This window comes from Ruegeria sp. BC1, from assembly GCF_056539305.1.
Genome location: NZ_JBQFUT010000002.1, coordinates 433,379 through 448,376 on the forward strand (window position 1 = coordinate 433,379; position 14,998 = coordinate 448,376).

Here is a 14,998-nt window from a genome sequence, read left to right on the forward strand (position 1 = left end):
CACTTGATGGCCCGAAATTAGGCAATCAATAGAGATGTTCTATTCTTCAAAATCCGATATTCTTATTCGATCGTCCAAAGTAGATGGACGAAGAGCTAAATTTCAGCCAAGGTCCCTACATGAACAAGGTTGAACCGCATGTCCCTGACCCAGATGCACTGGCACAGCCGACCGGCGATCCGCTGGGGGAAATCCTCCATTTGCTGAAATTGACAGGTACATTCTATTGCCAGTCTCGCATGACTGCACCATGGGGCGTATCGATACCGGGATTTCCCGGCGTACTGAGCTTTGCGGTCATCACACACGGGCGGTGCTTGATGAAGGTCGGCGACGATGACCCGTTCGAGGTCGAAAAAGGCGATCTGGTCTTGATGACCAACGGAGCACCGGTCGGTTTCTTTAGCTCAGAAGACACGCCGCTTTTGACGCTGGAGGAGTTGCCCATTCGCAAGTTAACCGAGCTTTATGAAACACTAGAATACGGCGGCGGCGGCGCGGAGACGGGCATCATGTACGGCTTGGTCCGAATAGATCACGCCGCCAGTGATATGTTGATGCGCTTGCTTCCGGATGTACTCAAAATCGACCCGTGGGAGGAGGACGCCGGAAGCTGGTTACAGGCAACTTTGCAATTCATCGCAAAAGAGGCGCGGGATTTGAGACCGGGCGGCGAAACCGTGATCACGCGACTGGCCGATGTGGTTGTCATTGAGGCCATTCGTCGTTGGCTGAACAGCGCACCCGATGCAGATCGCGGCTGGTTAAAAGCTGCGCGAGACCCGCAGATCGGACGCACGATAGTCGCAATTCACCGTACGCCTGCTGCGGCTTGGACAGTCGAGTCTCTCGCGGAGGTTGCCGGTATGTCCAGATCCGCTTTCGCGGCACGGTTTACTGAGTTGGTAGGCGTTCCAGCAATCCAGTATCTTGCAACGTGGCGTATGCACCTGGCCAGCGAAAGGTTGGTGTCCACCGATCAACCTATCTCGCAGATTGCCGCTGACATCGGATACTTGTCAGAGCCTGCGTTCAACAAAGCCTTCAAACGGGTATTTGGCGCACCACCGGGAAAAATCAGGAAGAACGGAGTTCACTCCGTATCCAGGCGAAACTTGAGAAACTGAGCGTCTTCGCATTCGATCTCGCCGATGTGTTTGGCACCGAGTTTCCGGAGCGCACCCAGATTTTTTCTACTTGGTGGCAGCAGAAACGTGACAAAGGGGATTCGTTTATCAGCAATCGCAAAGTCGATTGCCATTTTGGAAATCCGTTTCCCAAGGCCAAAGGCGTCGGGCCGCAAAACCAACCCAAAATCCCACTCGTCATCTTCTTTTTGAAAGCCCCCCCAACCAACATACCGACCGCCTGACAAAAACGCCCAATGTCCAAGACCGTCCCGTGCCCAGTAGCCTTCCTTCTTGGCGATAAACTCTCTTGCGACGTCAACATTCCATTTGAACGTCAAAAGCGGCATATGCTCTGCTACCCGGGGGTCGGACATATGAACCGCAATGTCATTCGGATCGATTTCCGAAAGGCGTGCAAATGAAATCCCATGTTTCATCATTATACTCATTTGATTGCCCGAGCTGTCGCTTGCATGCAAAGTAATTATGGCGCGAATACTGTTTCACAGCCTTCTCGCGACAATGTACCGGCTCGGCAATAACCCGGCTTGATCCGCTGTCTCGACGATAACGAAGCCCGCAAGTTCAATGGCGTGCTGGAGTTCAGCTACGGATACAAATTTTACGAACGGAGCTTTCCCGAGCACCTGCATAATCGGGATCGCTATTCGGCTGATTATGCCATATTTGAACCCTCCACTCTCTGGAGCGCAAACGGTCTTGGAAATGAATACCCCACCGGGTTTTGTAAGGGTCGCAATGTGTTCGAGTGCATGGCCCATATCGGGTACAAGGTGCAGTAGATTATGTGCGAGGACAGCGTCGTAAGAACCATCGTTAGGATCGTGCTGCAGAACCTCGGCCACTTTGAACGTTACATTCTCCAGCTCTTCTTCAGCGAGTTTCTCGTTGGCGATTTCGATCATCCCCGGTGCGAGATCGGAGGCAGTGACTTGAGCCACATGTGGTGCCAGTAGCAACGCGGTTGACCCCGTCCCACACCCGATTTCCAGCACGCTGTCTTCGGCTTTCAGGTAGGACTTTGTACGTTCGAGCGTGTTCAGATACCCTTCCATATCTCGGATAGGGTCAGCCGCATATTTGCGCGAAATCTTGCTCCAAAATGCAGCATCTTTGGACAATGCAGCCATATCGTTTCTCTTTTCCTTTGGTGTCACCGCAGCCAATATCTTAAAACGCCGATTTATTAAATTGCCATATATTGCAGAACTGTTATGCATTAATGCATGAATTGGGAGGCTATCAATTTCGATTGGAACCAGGCTCGGTCCTTTCTTGCAACGGCAGAAGAAGGCTCGTTTTCCGCTGCGGCGCGCGTGCTTGAGCAGACCCAGCCAACCGTCGGTCGTCAGGTCGCCGCGCTGGAACAGGCGCTTGGCGTCACCTTGTTTGAAAGGGTTGGCAAGTCGCTTAATCTGACAACAGCCGGTGCTGAGCTTTTAGTGCATGTCAGTGAAATGGCAAATGTCGCGAACAGAATTTCTCTGACCGCAACAAGCCAGTCACAAGCAGTTGAAGGGCAAGTCAGGATCACTGCTTCCGACGTGATGTCAGCCTATCAGCTACCGCCTATTCTCAAACAGATCAGGCTCGCGGCACCGCGGCTTGAGATCGACGTTGTCGCAGCAAATGACATACGAGACATACAGCGACGCGAGGCAGATATCGCAATTCGGCATGTGCGCCCGACACAGCCGGACCTGATTGCAAAGCTCGTGGCAGAAGCGACGGCACATTTTTACGCTGCCCCTTCATACCTCGAACAGGTTGGGCGACCACGAAATGAAGACGAACTTGCTAAGTTGGACTTCGTCGGCTTTGGCGATGTTAACACGATGATTAGATTTCTCAATTCGGCTGACATCGAAGTAACCCGCAAGAATTTTCGGATTGGATCGCAGAGCGGGATAGTGTCATGGGAGCTTGTGCGCCAAGGCTTCGGCATTAGTGTTATGTCAGACGATGTGGCGGCCCTTACACCCGGTGTGGAGCGTGTTCTGCCCGAACGCGAACCATTCAAATTTCCTATCTGGTTGGCCACACACTCTGAGTTACAAACAGCGCGAAGGATCAGGTTGGTTTTTGATCAGCTTGCAGACCATCTCGGCTCGCGGACATATTGTTGAACGTGAGTTGGTCTGGTGTCGTGAACTGGAGTCTGCTTCGGGCTCGGTTCGGTCATTCGTGAAATGACTGCGCAGCGGACAAAGTTGCCGTAGGCTCAATGGTTGTTGAGGACCGGTCTCAGCCCAAAGCGGACCTTTTCAACCAAGTTTTGCAGTTTAGTAAACGCGCAACAGAGCGGAATTTAGACTATTTCCGCCCAAAAACCACTTCCAGAACGCGATCCCCCAAACTGACTTGGCAATATCAGGTTCAATGCGGGCGACACGCGTACCAATGTTGCCCGATTAGTCAGTTGCGAAGCAATAAAACAGGCCCGCCCCGCCAGAACGTGGCAGATGTTCCTCTCCGCAACCGCGCGAGCCGTGCGATGAGTTCCAGGACAGCATATTTCGAGCATCATTGAGACCGATACGGTCATGATGCCCGACAATTGCAGATCCGTCCTCGCTGTTCGAAGTCCAGTTGCTGCATGTCGTGTCACCACCTGCCGTCGAGAAGTAACCCGCAGAATCGGAGCCGGTCAGAATGTCATGTTTGTTTGGCTGACTGCCACGCCCATTGACAGGGTTACCATTCTCGTCGAGCGCGGTCTGTAGATTGATATTCACGCCGTCACTGTGTAGGTCATCAACATTGTTGGCGATGAGCTCTCCATTGGCATTGTACCACGGACCCGATCCGATCCGGTCGCGGGCAGAAACGCCATTGGTGATTGTCATCGGGTCGGTGCTGCGATCAATGGACATTGAGGTGCTCAGATAGGCCGCAAAAGTCTTGGTAGAACCGGTCGCGGAAGCAAGCGCATTGCAATGAGCATCGGCGCCTTCGAGCCCGCCTAGATTTGCACCGTCCCCCTTGCCCACACTAGTGATGAAAAACGACATCTCCTCGCCTGCCGATTGCGCGTGTGCAGTCGCCGCGATACAGCAGATTACGAGTGCAACAACCCCATGAGCAGTTTTTCTGTTGGTGAACTTCGACATGTGTGTCTCCCTTCGTGCTGTTTGATCACAGATGCTAGCTATATGTGACGATCAGGTCCATCCAAGTAACGGATGTATGACACTATGGTGCTGGAGCCATTCACTACAGCCGGTCGTGCATGACCGACCCTGTGGCCCTATTCATTATTACCCAACTCCTATCTTACGTGTTAAGTACGGTCGCTCACCTGTTCCCAGGATCATTTGTAACGATTGACTAAGGGTCGTGACGGAATGACACAAAAAATCGCTCTTTGGTCCATTCCGATATCCATTGCGGTACTGGCCCTAAAACTGTTGGCTTGGTGTCTGACAGGCTCGGTGGCGTTGTTGTCGGACGCAATGGAATCTACCGTGAATGTCGTTGCGGCGTTGCTGGCATACTTCGCAGTTCGGGTTGCAAACAAGCCCCCTGATGAAAACCACCCCTTTGGTCACAAAAAAGCCGAGTATCTTTCTGCCGTCGTCGAGGGCGTACTGATTGTGCTGGCGGCGTTCTTGATCATCAGAGAAGCTGTGCTGGCACTCCCAAACCCGCATCTTGAGGATGCACCGCTGCTTGGAATCGTCGTCAATGTTATTGCAACGGGTGTGAATGGCGCATGGGCTCACCTATTGCTCAAAATTGGCAGGCGCGAGGGTTCGCCTGCATTGGAGGCAAGCTCCCGGCACATTTTCACAGATGTCATGACCTCAGTTGGTGTCATCGCAGGTCTGATACTCGCACTTGTCACCGGCTGGCTGATCCTCGATCCGATCCTGGCAATTCTTGTTGCACTGAACATCTTGTGGGAGGGCTGGAAAGTTATTCGGTCGTCCGTCGATGGCCTGATGGATGTGACACTTTCGGACCATGACTTGCAGACTGTTTCCAACGCAATCGAAGCAAATCTCGGCACAGCCTTAGAGTACCACGACCTCAAAGGGCGCAGATCCGCAAATGTCATCTTCGTGGAGTTTCATCTTGTTGTGGACGGCACCATGCCAGTCAGTGCAGCGCATGATATATGCAATGACATCGAGGAAGAATTGGATCGTTTGTATCCCGGTTCCGTCTTTGTCATTCACCTCGAACCTGATGACGAGTTGAAGGGTGACGGGGTCAGATCACACTAAACTGGTCACATGGCTCAGCAAAAACTCTATTGGTTTGACTGATCTGGCTAAGACGTTCGGCTTGAAATTCGTCAGACCTAAGCCCGATGTGGGAAAGTCGAACCAGAAGTAACCTGTCTCCAACGTCACGAAGCGTGATGCTCAGAATTGGAGGCAAAAATGAAAATTCAAAGAAAGCTGGGTCAACTTCTTAGTACTGCGGCGTTGGCTTCGTTCATCGCGGCGACACCATATGTGCCAGTGTTCGATGCCGATGGTCGCCTGCACTTTGATCCGCCATATGCCTTTGCCAAGAGCGGCAGGGGAAGCGACGGGGATGGTCGCGACGACCGAGATGATGACCGAGACGACAACTCAGGGTCTGGTAGCAGCGGCCGAGACGATGACCGGGATGATGATCGCGACGACGACAGAGATGATGACCGTGATGACAATTCGGGGTCAGGAAAAAGTGGTCGCGACGACGATGACGATGACGATGACGATGATGATGATGACTCCAAACGTTCCAATGAAGGTGGCGGAAAGAAGGATCGGTCTCAAGCAGGGGGCAAGCCGTCGGGTTCGGCTGGGATAACAAAGGTCGAAACAAACGCTAACGGGATTGAAGTGCGTTACGCCGACGGAACCAAGGAGGAGATCGAAAACGGGCGGTATGAGAGAAAGAACGCGCAAAACCGAACTGTTGAGGAGCGCCCTGCGACCGGTGCGGACGTCTCAAGGCTTCGGTCTTTGGCGAATGGTATCTCAATCGACAGCGTGCGTTCTGCTGGGCAAGGCGGCACTGCTGGAAGTCGGCCCACGAAAATCGAACGCCAAGGCAACAATATCGAAGTGAACTATGCCAATGGTTGGAAAGAGGAGATCGAGTTTGGGCGCTACGAGTTGAAAGACCCGTACAACCGGACTGTTGTCGAGAGAAACGCAACGGCCTCTGATCGCCGGAGGTTACAGTCGGTTACCAACTGAACAGCAACACCAGGCGATAATCCGTAGGCGGCTTCTCATTGAGAGGGCCGCCTTCGTCGTTAAAGAGACCGCTGTTAATCTCCCTTGTTCCAAACATCATGCGCAATAAGCGCGGCCTCTACCCGATTTCGCGCATGAAGCTTGGACAGGATTGCCGTCATGTAGTGCTTCACGGTCTTTTCCTGAAGGTCTAACTCATCAGCGATTTCACGATTACTCAATCCTTTGGCCACAAGTCTAAGTATCTCTTCCTCACGATGCGTAAGGTCATCGAGAATGCTGCTGTTAATAGACATGCCGGTGTCGGCGTTGATTTGAAGCAATACTCGCGAGGCCAAGCCCGGAGAAACGAACCCTTCACCTGCGGCAATGCTGTGTAAGGAAGCGGTTAGTTCGCTCGCGGTTACTCCCTTCACAATGTACCCAATCGCGCCCGCCTCCAATGCGTCCGCGACATCGCTGCTGTTCTCTGAGACCGTCAAAATTGCAATGACGGGTGGATTTTCCATTGCAGCAATTTTACGTGTCGCGCTTATCCCGCCACCGGGCATAGAGAGGTCAAGAATAGCTATGTCCGGCTGATGCGTGCCGACCAGCGACACTGCCTCTTCAGCGTTGGACCCAGCGGCCAAAACTTCAAAACCATCAGCTTCATCCAACGTTCGTTGCAAACCATCCCTGAATATCGGGTGATCATCAGCTATTACGACAGACGTAGTCATGATGTGCCTAACTTTCTGGGAAATAGTGTCATAGCAATGGTGGTGCCTTCGCCCGGTCTCGATGCGACTTCGAACCGCCCACCAATACTCTCGACCCGATCTCGCAAGCCCATTAACCCCTGGCCACCATCGTCTCGCAACGCGGTTTCTTCTGACCTGTCAAATCCAGGCCCGTCGTCTTTGACCTTTACAACTATGCGGTCGTTCTGCGCCTCAGAGATAACAGTGCACTTGGAAGCTGGAGCATATCTAGCGGCATTGGAAAGCGTTTCCTGGAGGAATCGAAAAACGCACAGCTTGTCGGACAATGACAACTCTGGGGCCCGGCAACCCAGGAATGAAATATCCGGCCGTAACGGGCTGTGTTCGGCGTGATCCTCTACGGCTCTCTTCACGACATCGACGAGTGACAGGCTGTCGATATCTGGCGCGGACAACCCTCGCGATATTGCACGAATTTCAGCCAGAGATTTTTGCAAAGACTGCTGAATTTCCTCTGCCTCTTTAGGCCTTTCGGACTCTTTGGAAAACGCCGCCTCCAGTCTAAGGGCGGCGAGCGACAGGTATTGCGCAGGACCATCATGCAGTTCGGCACCGAGTTTCTTGAGGAACCGATCTGTTTGCGTGGCATATCTTTCTGACGCCTCGACCACACGCGACCGCAGCAGGGCATTCTGCTCAGCCATCCTCTCACTTTCGGTCAGGCGTTGTTCAAGAAGAGACCCCTGTCGTCGAATAGTTTTGTCGCCAATAGCGACGATGGAATACAGTACAATCGTACTTGCCAGAAATGCGGAACCGACGACCAACCAACTTGTTCGCCTAGCCTTGGCTAAGTCCAACTCAAGCTGATCAGCTCTTTCGTAGAACTCCGCAACTGCGATGATTTCGCCGGACCAAAGTTCGCGGATAGGGCTGTAAACTTCAAGTAGTGGTATCCCCAATGCCGCCTCGGCGGCGCTCTCGGCATGATCAAGCTCTTCGAAAGAGCCGGAGATATCACCGCTCCACGCCCGCCTTAAGTCATCCGTTGGATTGAAACGGATTCCAATGATGTCTGTATCCGAGGCATGCGCAATCACACCGCCTTGCTTCCAGAATTTGTAGGAGACGATGCGGTCACGCATTGGCTGGGTCATAAAAATCTCGTCCAACGCCAGGCTCGCCTGCTCTGAAAGGCGGTCGCCATGTGCTAATTCCTGGCTGAGCGGGGATACTACGCTTTCCATATATAGAGCCGCAGAGTTAGCGGAGTTTTGCACGACTGCATTCTGGATTCGATTTGACACCCACACCCCGACGATTGCAGTAGCAGTGCCCATCACAACGATGCTGGCCGCAAGAAACACTCGCGACAACGACCAATTGCCAATCGTCAGGTCAGCTACTTTCACTCTCATCGTGAAATCGAATATGAACTACAATCTGTTACCGCACCACAGACCTTGGTCTGACGCGATCTGGCCAAATCTCAGACCTTTTGATTCCGCCCGGCGGCCAGAGTCAGATATCATCCATCGTTCTCAGTCTTTGCAGCATCGGGCATTGAACGTTTCCGCTATCACAATTGGCCGTAAGCTCACTCAAGGCGCGCTCCAGACGTCTGAGCTCATCAATTTTGCTTCGAACGCTGGCAATGTGTGCCTCGGCCAATTCTTTCACAGATCGACATTCTTCGGCACTTCCTTCTGACAGCTCCAAAAGCGCTTTTGCGTCTGAGAGAGGAAACCCCAGGTCGCGGCATTTCTTTAAAAATCGAAGTCTTCCAACATCGCTCGCTGAATAGAGGCGGCGATTATTCTGAGCTCGTGCGGGCCTTGGCACTATACCTTCGCGTTCATAGTAGCGGATGGTTTCTATTCCAACCCCGCTTTGCCGGGAAGCCTCACCTATCGCAATCATGTGAAGTACCTCCGCTTGATCCTGTAGTTACTACAGGAGTTATACGCTCTGAATGCCGGTGCCTCAACACATTCAAATCGAGTACCCAGGGAGCGAAAGAAGAAGAAGTATTTGACCCTCAGCTACCTGGGATCGGTTTCCGCTCTGGGGGTTGCGACATGCTGTGTTCTTCCAATGGCCATGATGTTGCTCGGCTTTGGTGGCAGTTGGTTGGCGATATTCGGAAAAATAGCGGCAGCAAGCTACTATGTTCTCGCCATCTCAACAGCGCTGATCGCGGTTTCGTGGTTCGTAGCGCATCGAAACGGGACGTTGGCAAATCTGAAATGGTGGCTTGTCGGAAGCACGGCGATCACCGCGCTGGCATGGGTCATCGTGTTCAATGAGGCTCAAATCAACGATTATCTAATCATGCCGATGTGAGACAATGACAAAACAAACTGTGGTGCTGGATAGCACTTTGACCTGCCCTCGGTGTGGGCACGTTGAAATCGAGAAAATGCCAACTGACTCGTGCCAGTGGTTTTATGAATGCAAATCATGCAAGTCAGTTTTGAAGCCTTTAGAAGGCGATTGCTGTGTTTTTTGTTCCTACGCAACTGTCCCGTGCCCGCCAATTCAGTTAGGTGACTGCTGTTGTGGATAAGCGGGCCGCAACCGCGACATCCGAGAAAGATGTTGATTGTCCGTGTTGGCTCGTCCACCAAAGTTTGCAAAGTCTGGTTTCCGCGCATTTCTGTAATTGGGGCATCGCGCAGCATCGGTCAAAGTGGGCTCAAAGCAGTCTTTCTCTGCGTAGCGCATCAATGACCGCAGTGCGGACATAGCCGACATTTCATGCTACATTACTGAAAGCTGGGGAGGATTTTAAATGAGGAAGTTGGCCATATCCACACTGCTTTACCTGTCCCTTACCTCAACGGGATACTCGGATGTATTTCAGGGCTTAGCGTGGCCAGACCCATCGATACCTATCCCAGATAATGTGAGATCCTTCATACACTCAGAATGCGTTGAATTTCAGGATTGGAGCGAGGAAACTGTCGTGGAATGTGTATCAAGAGAGATGTACGGCTATCGCGCTGTTGTTACGATGCTTACGGACAGTAAATTTGGTGAGCGGGCGGCAGAGCGCTATCGCGGCTGCACAGCAGGTCTTGGAAAATTAGGCGGTAGATTTCACCGTCGCAAAGCGGAGTGCGTGAGCACAGCATATAAAATCGTATGGCGCTTCGAATACAGTGAAGAAGTGGTTTTGTCGAGAATGCGGAAAGCCGAGTTATCGGCGCCTGCATCCCCGGCCAGAAACAGCGGAAGAAAGCGGTAAAATACGACAGAGCGCCGCTACTAACGCCGCATCCGGATCGAGATCATGTTCGGCAGGCTGAAGGATTGGCGGCGCGTTGCAACCCGATACGATAGCTGCCCCAAGGTTTTCCTATCAGCCTTCGCCCTTGCCGCTATCGTCATTTATTGGCCATGAGTCCTTACCCTAACAGCGACGCCCGTTGCGATCAGTTCCTCGTTGACGAGAAAATGGCTGTTAGATGAGATTAGACCATCAAATCCAGTCAATCGAATGTGAGAATTAATGCGTGTACTTCTTTTCATTCTATTCCCCATTCTATTCGTCGGCTTGGTGGCTTTTCTGATTTTTGGGTTGAAACCACCCGACAGTATTAAGCTGGCTGCCGGGATAGATGGTGGCGGATATTGGCAGGTTGGGCAACTCTACAAAGCAGAACTTGCACGTGATGGTATTCAGGTGGAATTAATTGAAACTGAGGGTTCCGTTGAAAACATTCTGAAACTTACTTCCGGCGAAGTGGATGCCGCATTTGTTCAAGGCGGCCTCAAACTGCCGCAGGACGAAAGTTTGCAATCGTTGGGCGCCATTTTTCTGGAGCCAATGGTGGTGTTCCGAGGAAAGTACAGTTCCGTCGGACCTAACGCAGGGGAATGGGGGGACATACGGTTAGCTGCAGGAGCCAAGGCATCTGGCACTCGCGCCGCCGCTATAGCACTGATTGAGGCCGCAGAGTTGCAAAACGTTGGCATAACCCTCATTGATTCCGGTGGCCATGACGCAATAGAGGCGTTGTATGCCAACCAAGCGGATGTAGCGTTGTTTGTCGCTCCTCTTGATGCCCCTTACCTAATGGATGCAATATTTGATCCAGAGATTGTTTTCATCCCTATGGCTTTGGTTGATGCACTTGCATTGAAACTTCCAGGCGCAAATTCGGTAACTGTACCAGCTGGTTCGATCACTCTAGATCCTCCAAGACCGCCTGAGGACGTTAAGATCTTGGCGTTGAGAGCTTCATTGATAGCTGCAGCCGATCTGCACCCAGCGGTAGCCGATAGGTTGGTGAATGCGGCAAAGAGCATTCATAGCGAACCAAATATACTTCAAAGCGCGCGTGAGTACCCAAACACGGCTTCGCCACCTGTTCCACTAAACAAAATCGCCAGAGAACTGATTAACTCTGGACCAAACTTTTTGCATGGTCTCTTCCCCTATTGGATTGCAGCACAGTTTGGTAGCGTGTTGCTATTGCTATTGCCACTATTGTTCTTGGCTCCATTTCTGCGGGTCGTCCCATCCGGCTACGTGTGGTTTCAAAAGCGCCGAGTCTGGCGTTTTTATCAGCGCATCTCTGCACTCGAAGTGGAACTTAGTCAGGCCAAAACCATAACCGAGGTTGAGGCAGTCGCAAAACACATTGAAGAAGTGGACACTACTCTTGCAAATCTCAATCTACCGCTCGCGTATCGCCAGGGAGCGTACGACGCGCGAATGCACATAGATCTAATCCGACAGGAGATTGCGCGTCGTCGATCTGCAGAATAAGGGCATTCCAGGTCGCCGACTGGAGACGTAACTACTATGTTCGACATGAAAATCTCTGTAGTGTTTTAGCTATTTTAAAAATTAGGTGTTTTTGCGATGGTTTCAGCACCTATGGATAGCAACTGATTGATCAAACCCTCAACTTCCAACACCCCAAGGATCTGAAATCCATAGCTTTATCAATTGCTTAATTGGACACACCTTAATTACTAAAATTTTAGTTTGACAGTGACGGCGATTATCACCGATGCTGCTTGCCATCCGGTTTACATCGGATCACATAATCTTTGGGAGGAGACAGATGCGGAGACATCTACTTTCCGCCGTGGCGGCAGCAGCCGTCATTGCGGGGCACGGTTCTGCTTGGGCCGACGAAGCCGCAGCACAACGTTGGATCGACGACGAATTCCAGCCATCGACCTTGGCTAAGGACGAACAGTTGTCCGAAATGAAGTGGTTCATCGAAGCTGCACAACCTTACTCGGGCATGGAAATCAATGTACTGTCCGAGGGCATCCCGACGCATTCCTATGAATCCGAGGTTCTGACCAAGGCGTTCGAGGAAATTACAGGGATCAAGGTCAACCACCAGATCCTCGGCGAAGGAGAAGTAGTTCAAGCGGTTCAGACCCAGTTGCAAACCGGGCGGAACCTGTATGACGGATATGTCAACGACAGTGACCTGATCGGAACGCATTCGCGCCTGCAGTTAGCTTATCCGCTGACCGATATGATGGAAGGCGATTGGGCAGCGACCACATCGCCGACGCTGGATTTGGATGACTTCATGGGCATCCAATTTACCACAGGTCCTGACGGCAAGCTGTATCAGCTGCCCGATCAGCAGTTCGCGAACCTTTACTGGTTCCGGAAAGACTGGTTCGATGATGAGGACAACAAAGCCGCATTCAAGGAAAAATACGGCTATGACCTTGGCGTGCCGGTCAACTGGTCCGCTTACGAAGACATCGCCGAGTTCTTCACGAATGAAGTCAAGGAAGTCGATGGTGTGACAATCTATGGCCACATGGATTACGGCAAGCGCGCACCTGACTTGGGTTGGCGCATGACCGATGCTTGGCTGTCGATGGCCGGTGCTGGTGACGTGGGCGAGCCGAACGGCGTACCGGTCGACGAATGGGGCATCCGCATGGAAGCGGGCACCTGTAACCCGGTCGGCGCTTCGGTGTCGCGCGGTGGTGCTGCAAACGGTCCGGCTGCGGTCTACGCGATCCGCAAATGGGACGAATGGCTGCGAGCCTATGCGCCTCCGGGTGCAGCGTCTTATGACTTCTACCAGTCGCTGCCGGCGCTCAGCCAGGGCAACGTGGCCCAGCAGATCTTCTGGTACACCGCCTTTACTGCCGACATGGTGAAGCCGAAATCCGAAGGCAACAATACGGTGGACGACGAAGGGACGCCGCTGTGGCGGATGGCGCCCAGCCCGCACGGCCCCTACTGGGAAGAAGGCCAGAAGGTTGGCTATCAGGACGTGGGGTCGTGGACCTTTCTGAAATCAACGCCCTCAGATCGTGCTCAGGCGGCCTGGCTCTACGCTCAGTTCGTGACCTCCAAGACCGTCGACGTGAAGAAGTCCCATGTGGGTCTCACCTTCATCCGCGACAGCTCGGTCAACCACGAGAGCTTCACCGAACGCGCCCCCAAACTGGGTGGTCTGGTTGAATTCTATCGCTCGCCTGACCGCGTGGCATGGTCCCCCACGGGCATCAACGTCCCGGATTACCCGAAGCTGGCCCAGATCTGGTGGCAGCAGATCGGGGACGTGAACTCGGGTGCCTTCACCCCGCAAGAGGCGATGGATCGTCTGGCCGAAGAGATGGACATCACCATGGCCCGTATGCAGGCCGCAGATGAAAGCGCCGGCGTCTACGGTGGCTGCGGTCCACGCCTGAACGAACCGCAGGATCCTGCCTTCTGGCTGGAAAAAGCGGGTTCGCCGAAGGCCAAGCTTGAGAATGAAAAGCCGCAAGGCCAGACCGTCAACTATGACGAGCTGGTTCAACGCTGGCAGTCTCAGTAAGCCCGTAAGAACCGGGGGTGCCGCTGTAGGCATCCCCACCCCAAAGGCCAGTGCACTGCACTGAAGGACCGGAACCCACGGACATGATCGAACTTCAAGATGCCACCAAACGGGTTGGCAATGTCATCCACATCAAACCAACCAACCTGACGCTGCAAACCGGCCATTTCAATGTGCTGCTGGGCGCGACAGGATCGGGTAAGACCTCTCTGATCAAGATGATGGCCGGGCTGGACCCGATTGCTTCGGGCAAGGTCTTTATGGATGGGCAGGACGTCACAAAGCTGAACACGCAAAAGCGACAGATCAGCTTGGTGCACCAGTTCTTTGTGAACTACCCGCATATGACCGTTTTCGACAACATTGCCTCGCCGCTGCGTGTGGCTGGGATGGCAAAATCCGAGATCGCAGGTCGTGTGGAAGAGGCAGCCGACTTGCTGCAGCTACGCCCAATGTTGCACCGCCGCCCGCATGAGCTGTCGGGCGGGCAGCAACAACGTACCGCCTTGGCCCGCGCGATTGCGAAAGAGAGCCGCGCCGTGTTCTTGGATGAGCCGCTGGCCAACCTCGATTACAAGCTGCGCGAGGAATTGCGGGAGCAATTGCCCGATTTGTTTGCAGGGCGCGGAGCCGTAGTGGTCTATGCCACGTCCGAACCTGAGGAGGCGCTGCTGCTGGGCGGCTACACCGCGCTGATGGAAGACGGTCGGGTCACCCAGTTCGGGCCAACCGCCGACATTTACCGCAACCCCGAGAACATCGCGGCAGCGCGCGTCTTCTCGGACCCGCCGATCAACGTAGCACGCATCACCGTGTCCGGCGCTCAAGCGCAGCTGACAGGTGGAGGCGGCTGGTCGGTCACGGATATGGCCGACGGAGACTACATGGTCGCTGTACGCCCGCACCGCGTGACACCGTTCCGCACGTCCGACGCGGATGTGGAGCTCACAGGCCGCGTGATCGTGACTGAACTGTCGGGTTCGGATTCCAGCGCGCATTTCCGGCATGGAGATGAAGCGTGGGTTTCGCTCGCAGCTGGTGTTCACCCCTATCAGGTCGGCGAAGATCACAGTTTCTACATGAATCCGGCCCACTGCCGGTATTTCGGCCAAGACGGCCAAAGGGTGGCCTGA

Annotated in this window: 15 protein-coding genes and 1 pseudogene; 10 read left to right on the top strand and 6 right to left on the bottom strand. The window is 53.3% G+C overall.

The window, feature by feature from the left end; translation table 11 throughout:
- Positions 1-119: 119 nt before the first annotated feature.
- A complete protein-coding gene (locus ACR0IY_RS07870; RefSeq protein WP_480671955.1) occupies positions 120-1,127 on the top strand; it encodes an AraC family transcriptional regulator in 1,008 nt (335 codons plus the stop codon).
- Here ACR0IY_RS07870 and ACR0IY_RS07875 read toward each other — a convergent pair.
- Positions 1,094-1,579, bottom strand: coding sequence for a GNAT family N-acetyltransferase (locus tag ACR0IY_RS07875; protein ID WP_480671957.1), 486 nt, complete (start codon positions 1,577-1,579; stop codon positions 1,094-1,096). The genes ACR0IY_RS07870 and ACR0IY_RS07875 overlap by 34 nt on opposite strands.
- Positions 1,580-1,633: 54 nt before the next feature.
- On the bottom strand, positions 1,634-2,281 hold the full coding sequence (locus ACR0IY_RS07880; RefSeq protein WP_480671959.1) for a class I SAM-dependent methyltransferase: 648 nt from the start codon (positions 2,279-2,281) through the stop codon (positions 1,634-1,636).
- A 96-nt stretch (positions 2,282-2,377) separates the two neighbouring features.
- Here ACR0IY_RS07880 and ACR0IY_RS07885 point away from each other — a divergent pair, with 96 nt between their 5' ends.
- Positions 2,378-3,277 carry a LysR family transcriptional regulator gene (locus ACR0IY_RS07885; protein ID WP_480671961.1) on the top strand — a complete coding sequence of 300 codons (900 nt, stop codon included), beginning with the start codon at positions 2,378-2,380 and terminating at the stop codon, positions 3,275-3,277.
- A 285-nt stretch (positions 3,278-3,562) separates the two neighbouring features.
- On the opposite strand, the gene ACR0IY_RS07890 is transcribed toward ACR0IY_RS07885, so the two are convergent.
- Positions 3,563-4,261 (bottom strand): hypothetical protein, encoded by a 699-nt coding sequence (locus ACR0IY_RS07890; RefSeq protein ID WP_480671963.1) that lies wholly within the window; start codon positions 4,259-4,261, stop codon positions 3,563-3,565.
- A gap of 234 nt (positions 4,262-4,495) precedes the next feature.
- Here ACR0IY_RS07890 and ACR0IY_RS07895 point away from each other — a divergent pair, with 234 nt between their 5' ends.
- Complete coding sequence (locus ACR0IY_RS07895; RefSeq protein ID WP_480671965.1) at positions 4,496-5,377, top strand: cation diffusion facilitator family transporter; 882 nt, start codon at positions 4,496-4,498, stop codon at positions 5,375-5,377.
- A gap of 159 nt (positions 5,378-5,536) precedes the next feature.
- Positions 5,537-6,346 (top strand): hypothetical protein, encoded by an 810-nt coding sequence (locus tag ACR0IY_RS07900; protein WP_480671967.1) that lies wholly within the window; start codon positions 5,537-5,539, stop codon positions 6,344-6,346.
- 74 nt (positions 6,347-6,420) lie between these two features.
- Here ACR0IY_RS07900 and ACR0IY_RS07905 read toward each other — a convergent pair whose 3' ends face one another.
- The 3 genes from ACR0IY_RS07905 to ACR0IY_RS07915 all read right to left on the bottom strand — a co-directional run bounded on the left by ACR0IY_RS07905 (position 6,421) and on the right by ACR0IY_RS07915 (position 8,970).
- Positions 6,421-7,068 carry a response regulator gene (locus ACR0IY_RS07905; RefSeq protein WP_480671969.1) on the bottom strand — a complete coding sequence of 216 codons (648 nt, stop codon included), beginning with the start codon at positions 7,066-7,068 and terminating at the stop codon, positions 6,421-6,423.
- Complete coding sequence (locus ACR0IY_RS07910; RefSeq protein WP_480671971.1) at positions 7,065-8,468, bottom strand: sensor histidine kinase; 1,404 nt, start codon at positions 8,466-8,468, stop codon at positions 7,065-7,067. The genes ACR0IY_RS07905 and ACR0IY_RS07910 overlap by 4 nt, the downstream gene beginning before the upstream one ends.
- Positions 8,469-8,571: 103 nt before the next feature.
- Positions 8,572-8,970, bottom strand: a complete 399-nt coding sequence (locus ACR0IY_RS07915; RefSeq protein ID WP_480671973.1) for a MerR family transcriptional regulator — start codon at positions 8,968-8,970, stop codon at positions 8,572-8,574.
- Positions 8,971-9,081: 111 nt separating this feature from the next.
- Here ACR0IY_RS07915 and ACR0IY_RS07920 point away from each other — a divergent pair, with 111 nt between their 5' ends.
- The 6 genes and pseudogenes from ACR0IY_RS07920 to ACR0IY_RS07945 all read left to right on the top strand — a co-directional run bounded on the left by ACR0IY_RS07920 (position 9,082) and on the right by ACR0IY_RS07945 (position 14,998).
- Positions 9,082-9,393, top strand: coding sequence for a hypothetical protein (locus ACR0IY_RS07920; protein ID WP_480671975.1), 312 nt, complete (start codon positions 9,082-9,084; stop codon positions 9,391-9,393).
- A 4-nt stretch (positions 9,394-9,397) separates the two neighbouring features.
- Positions 9,398-9,616, top strand: a complete 219-nt coding sequence (locus ACR0IY_RS07925; protein WP_260023730.1) for a GDCCVxC domain-containing (seleno)protein — start codon at positions 9,398-9,400, stop codon at positions 9,614-9,616.
- A gap of 635 nt (positions 9,617-10,251) precedes the next feature.
- Positions 10,252-10,453: pseudogene (locus tag ACR0IY_RS07930) on the top strand (transposase); the annotation flags it as partial.
- A 108-nt stretch (positions 10,454-10,561) separates the two neighbouring features.
- Positions 10,562-11,824: a TAXI family TRAP transporter solute-binding subunit gene (locus tag ACR0IY_RS07935; RefSeq protein WP_480671977.1), complete on the top strand. Its 1,263-nt coding sequence runs from the start codon at positions 10,562-10,564 to the stop codon at positions 11,822-11,824.
- Positions 11,825-12,125: 301 nt separating this feature from the next.
- A complete protein-coding gene (locus tag ACR0IY_RS07940) occupies positions 12,126-13,865 on the top strand; it encodes an ABC transporter substrate-binding protein (protein WP_480671979.1) in 1,740 nt (579 codons plus the stop codon).
- Between the two features lie 83 nt (positions 13,866-13,948).
- The gene (locus tag ACR0IY_RS07945; protein ID WP_480671981.1) at positions 13,949-14,998 is read left to right on the top strand and encodes an ABC transporter ATP-binding protein; all 1,050 of its coding nucleotides are present in this window, start codon (positions 13,949-13,951) and stop codon (positions 14,996-14,998) included.

Coding starts and splice junctions, on each gene's coding strand:
- ACR0IY_RS07895 (WP_480671965.1), top strand. CDS start 4,496: ATGACACAAAAAATCGCTCTTTGGTCCATTCCGATATCCATTGCGGTA.
- ACR0IY_RS07925 (WP_260023730.1), top strand. CDS start 9,398: ATGACAAAACAAACTGTGGTGCTGGATAGCACTTTGACCTGCCCTCGG.
- ACR0IY_RS07870 (WP_480671955.1), top strand. CDS start 120: ATGAACAAGGTTGAACCGCATGTCCCTGACCCAGATGCACTGGCACAG.
- ACR0IY_RS07875 (WP_480671957.1), bottom strand. CDS start 1,579: ATGAGTATAATGATGAAACATGGGATTTCATTTGCACGCCTTTCGGAA.
- ACR0IY_RS07880 (WP_480671959.1), bottom strand. CDS start 2,281: ATGGCTGCATTGTCCAAAGATGCTGCATTTTGGAGCAAGATTTCGCGC.
- ACR0IY_RS07890 (WP_480671963.1), bottom strand. CDS start 4,261: ATGTCGAAGTTCACCAACAGAAAAACTGCTCATGGGGTTGTTGCACTC.
- ACR0IY_RS07935 (WP_480671977.1), top strand. CDS start 10,562: ATGCGTGTACTTCTTTTCATTCTATTCCCCATTCTATTCGTCGGCTTG.
- ACR0IY_RS07940 (WP_480671979.1), top strand. CDS start 12,126: ATGCGGAGACATCTACTTTCCGCCGTGGCGGCAGCAGCCGTCATTGCG.
- ACR0IY_RS07910 (WP_480671971.1), bottom strand. CDS start 8,468: ATGAGAGTGAAAGTAGCTGACCTGACGATTGGCAATTGGTCGTTGTCG.
- ACR0IY_RS07905 (WP_480671969.1), bottom strand. CDS start 7,068: ATGACTACGTCTGTCGTAATAGCTGATGATCACCCGATATTCAGGGAT.
- ACR0IY_RS07900 (WP_480671967.1), top strand. CDS start 5,537: ATGAAAATTCAAAGAAAGCTGGGTCAACTTCTTAGTACTGCGGCGTTG.
- ACR0IY_RS07885 (WP_480671961.1), top strand. CDS start 2,378: ATGAATTGGGAGGCTATCAATTTCGATTGGAACCAGGCTCGGTCCTTT.
- ACR0IY_RS07915 (WP_480671973.1), bottom strand. CDS start 8,970: ATGATTGCGATAGGTGAGGCTTCCCGGCAAAGCGGGGTTGGAATAGAA.
- ACR0IY_RS07945 (WP_480671981.1), top strand. CDS start 13,949: ATGATCGAACTTCAAGATGCCACCAAACGGGTTGGCAATGTCATCCAC.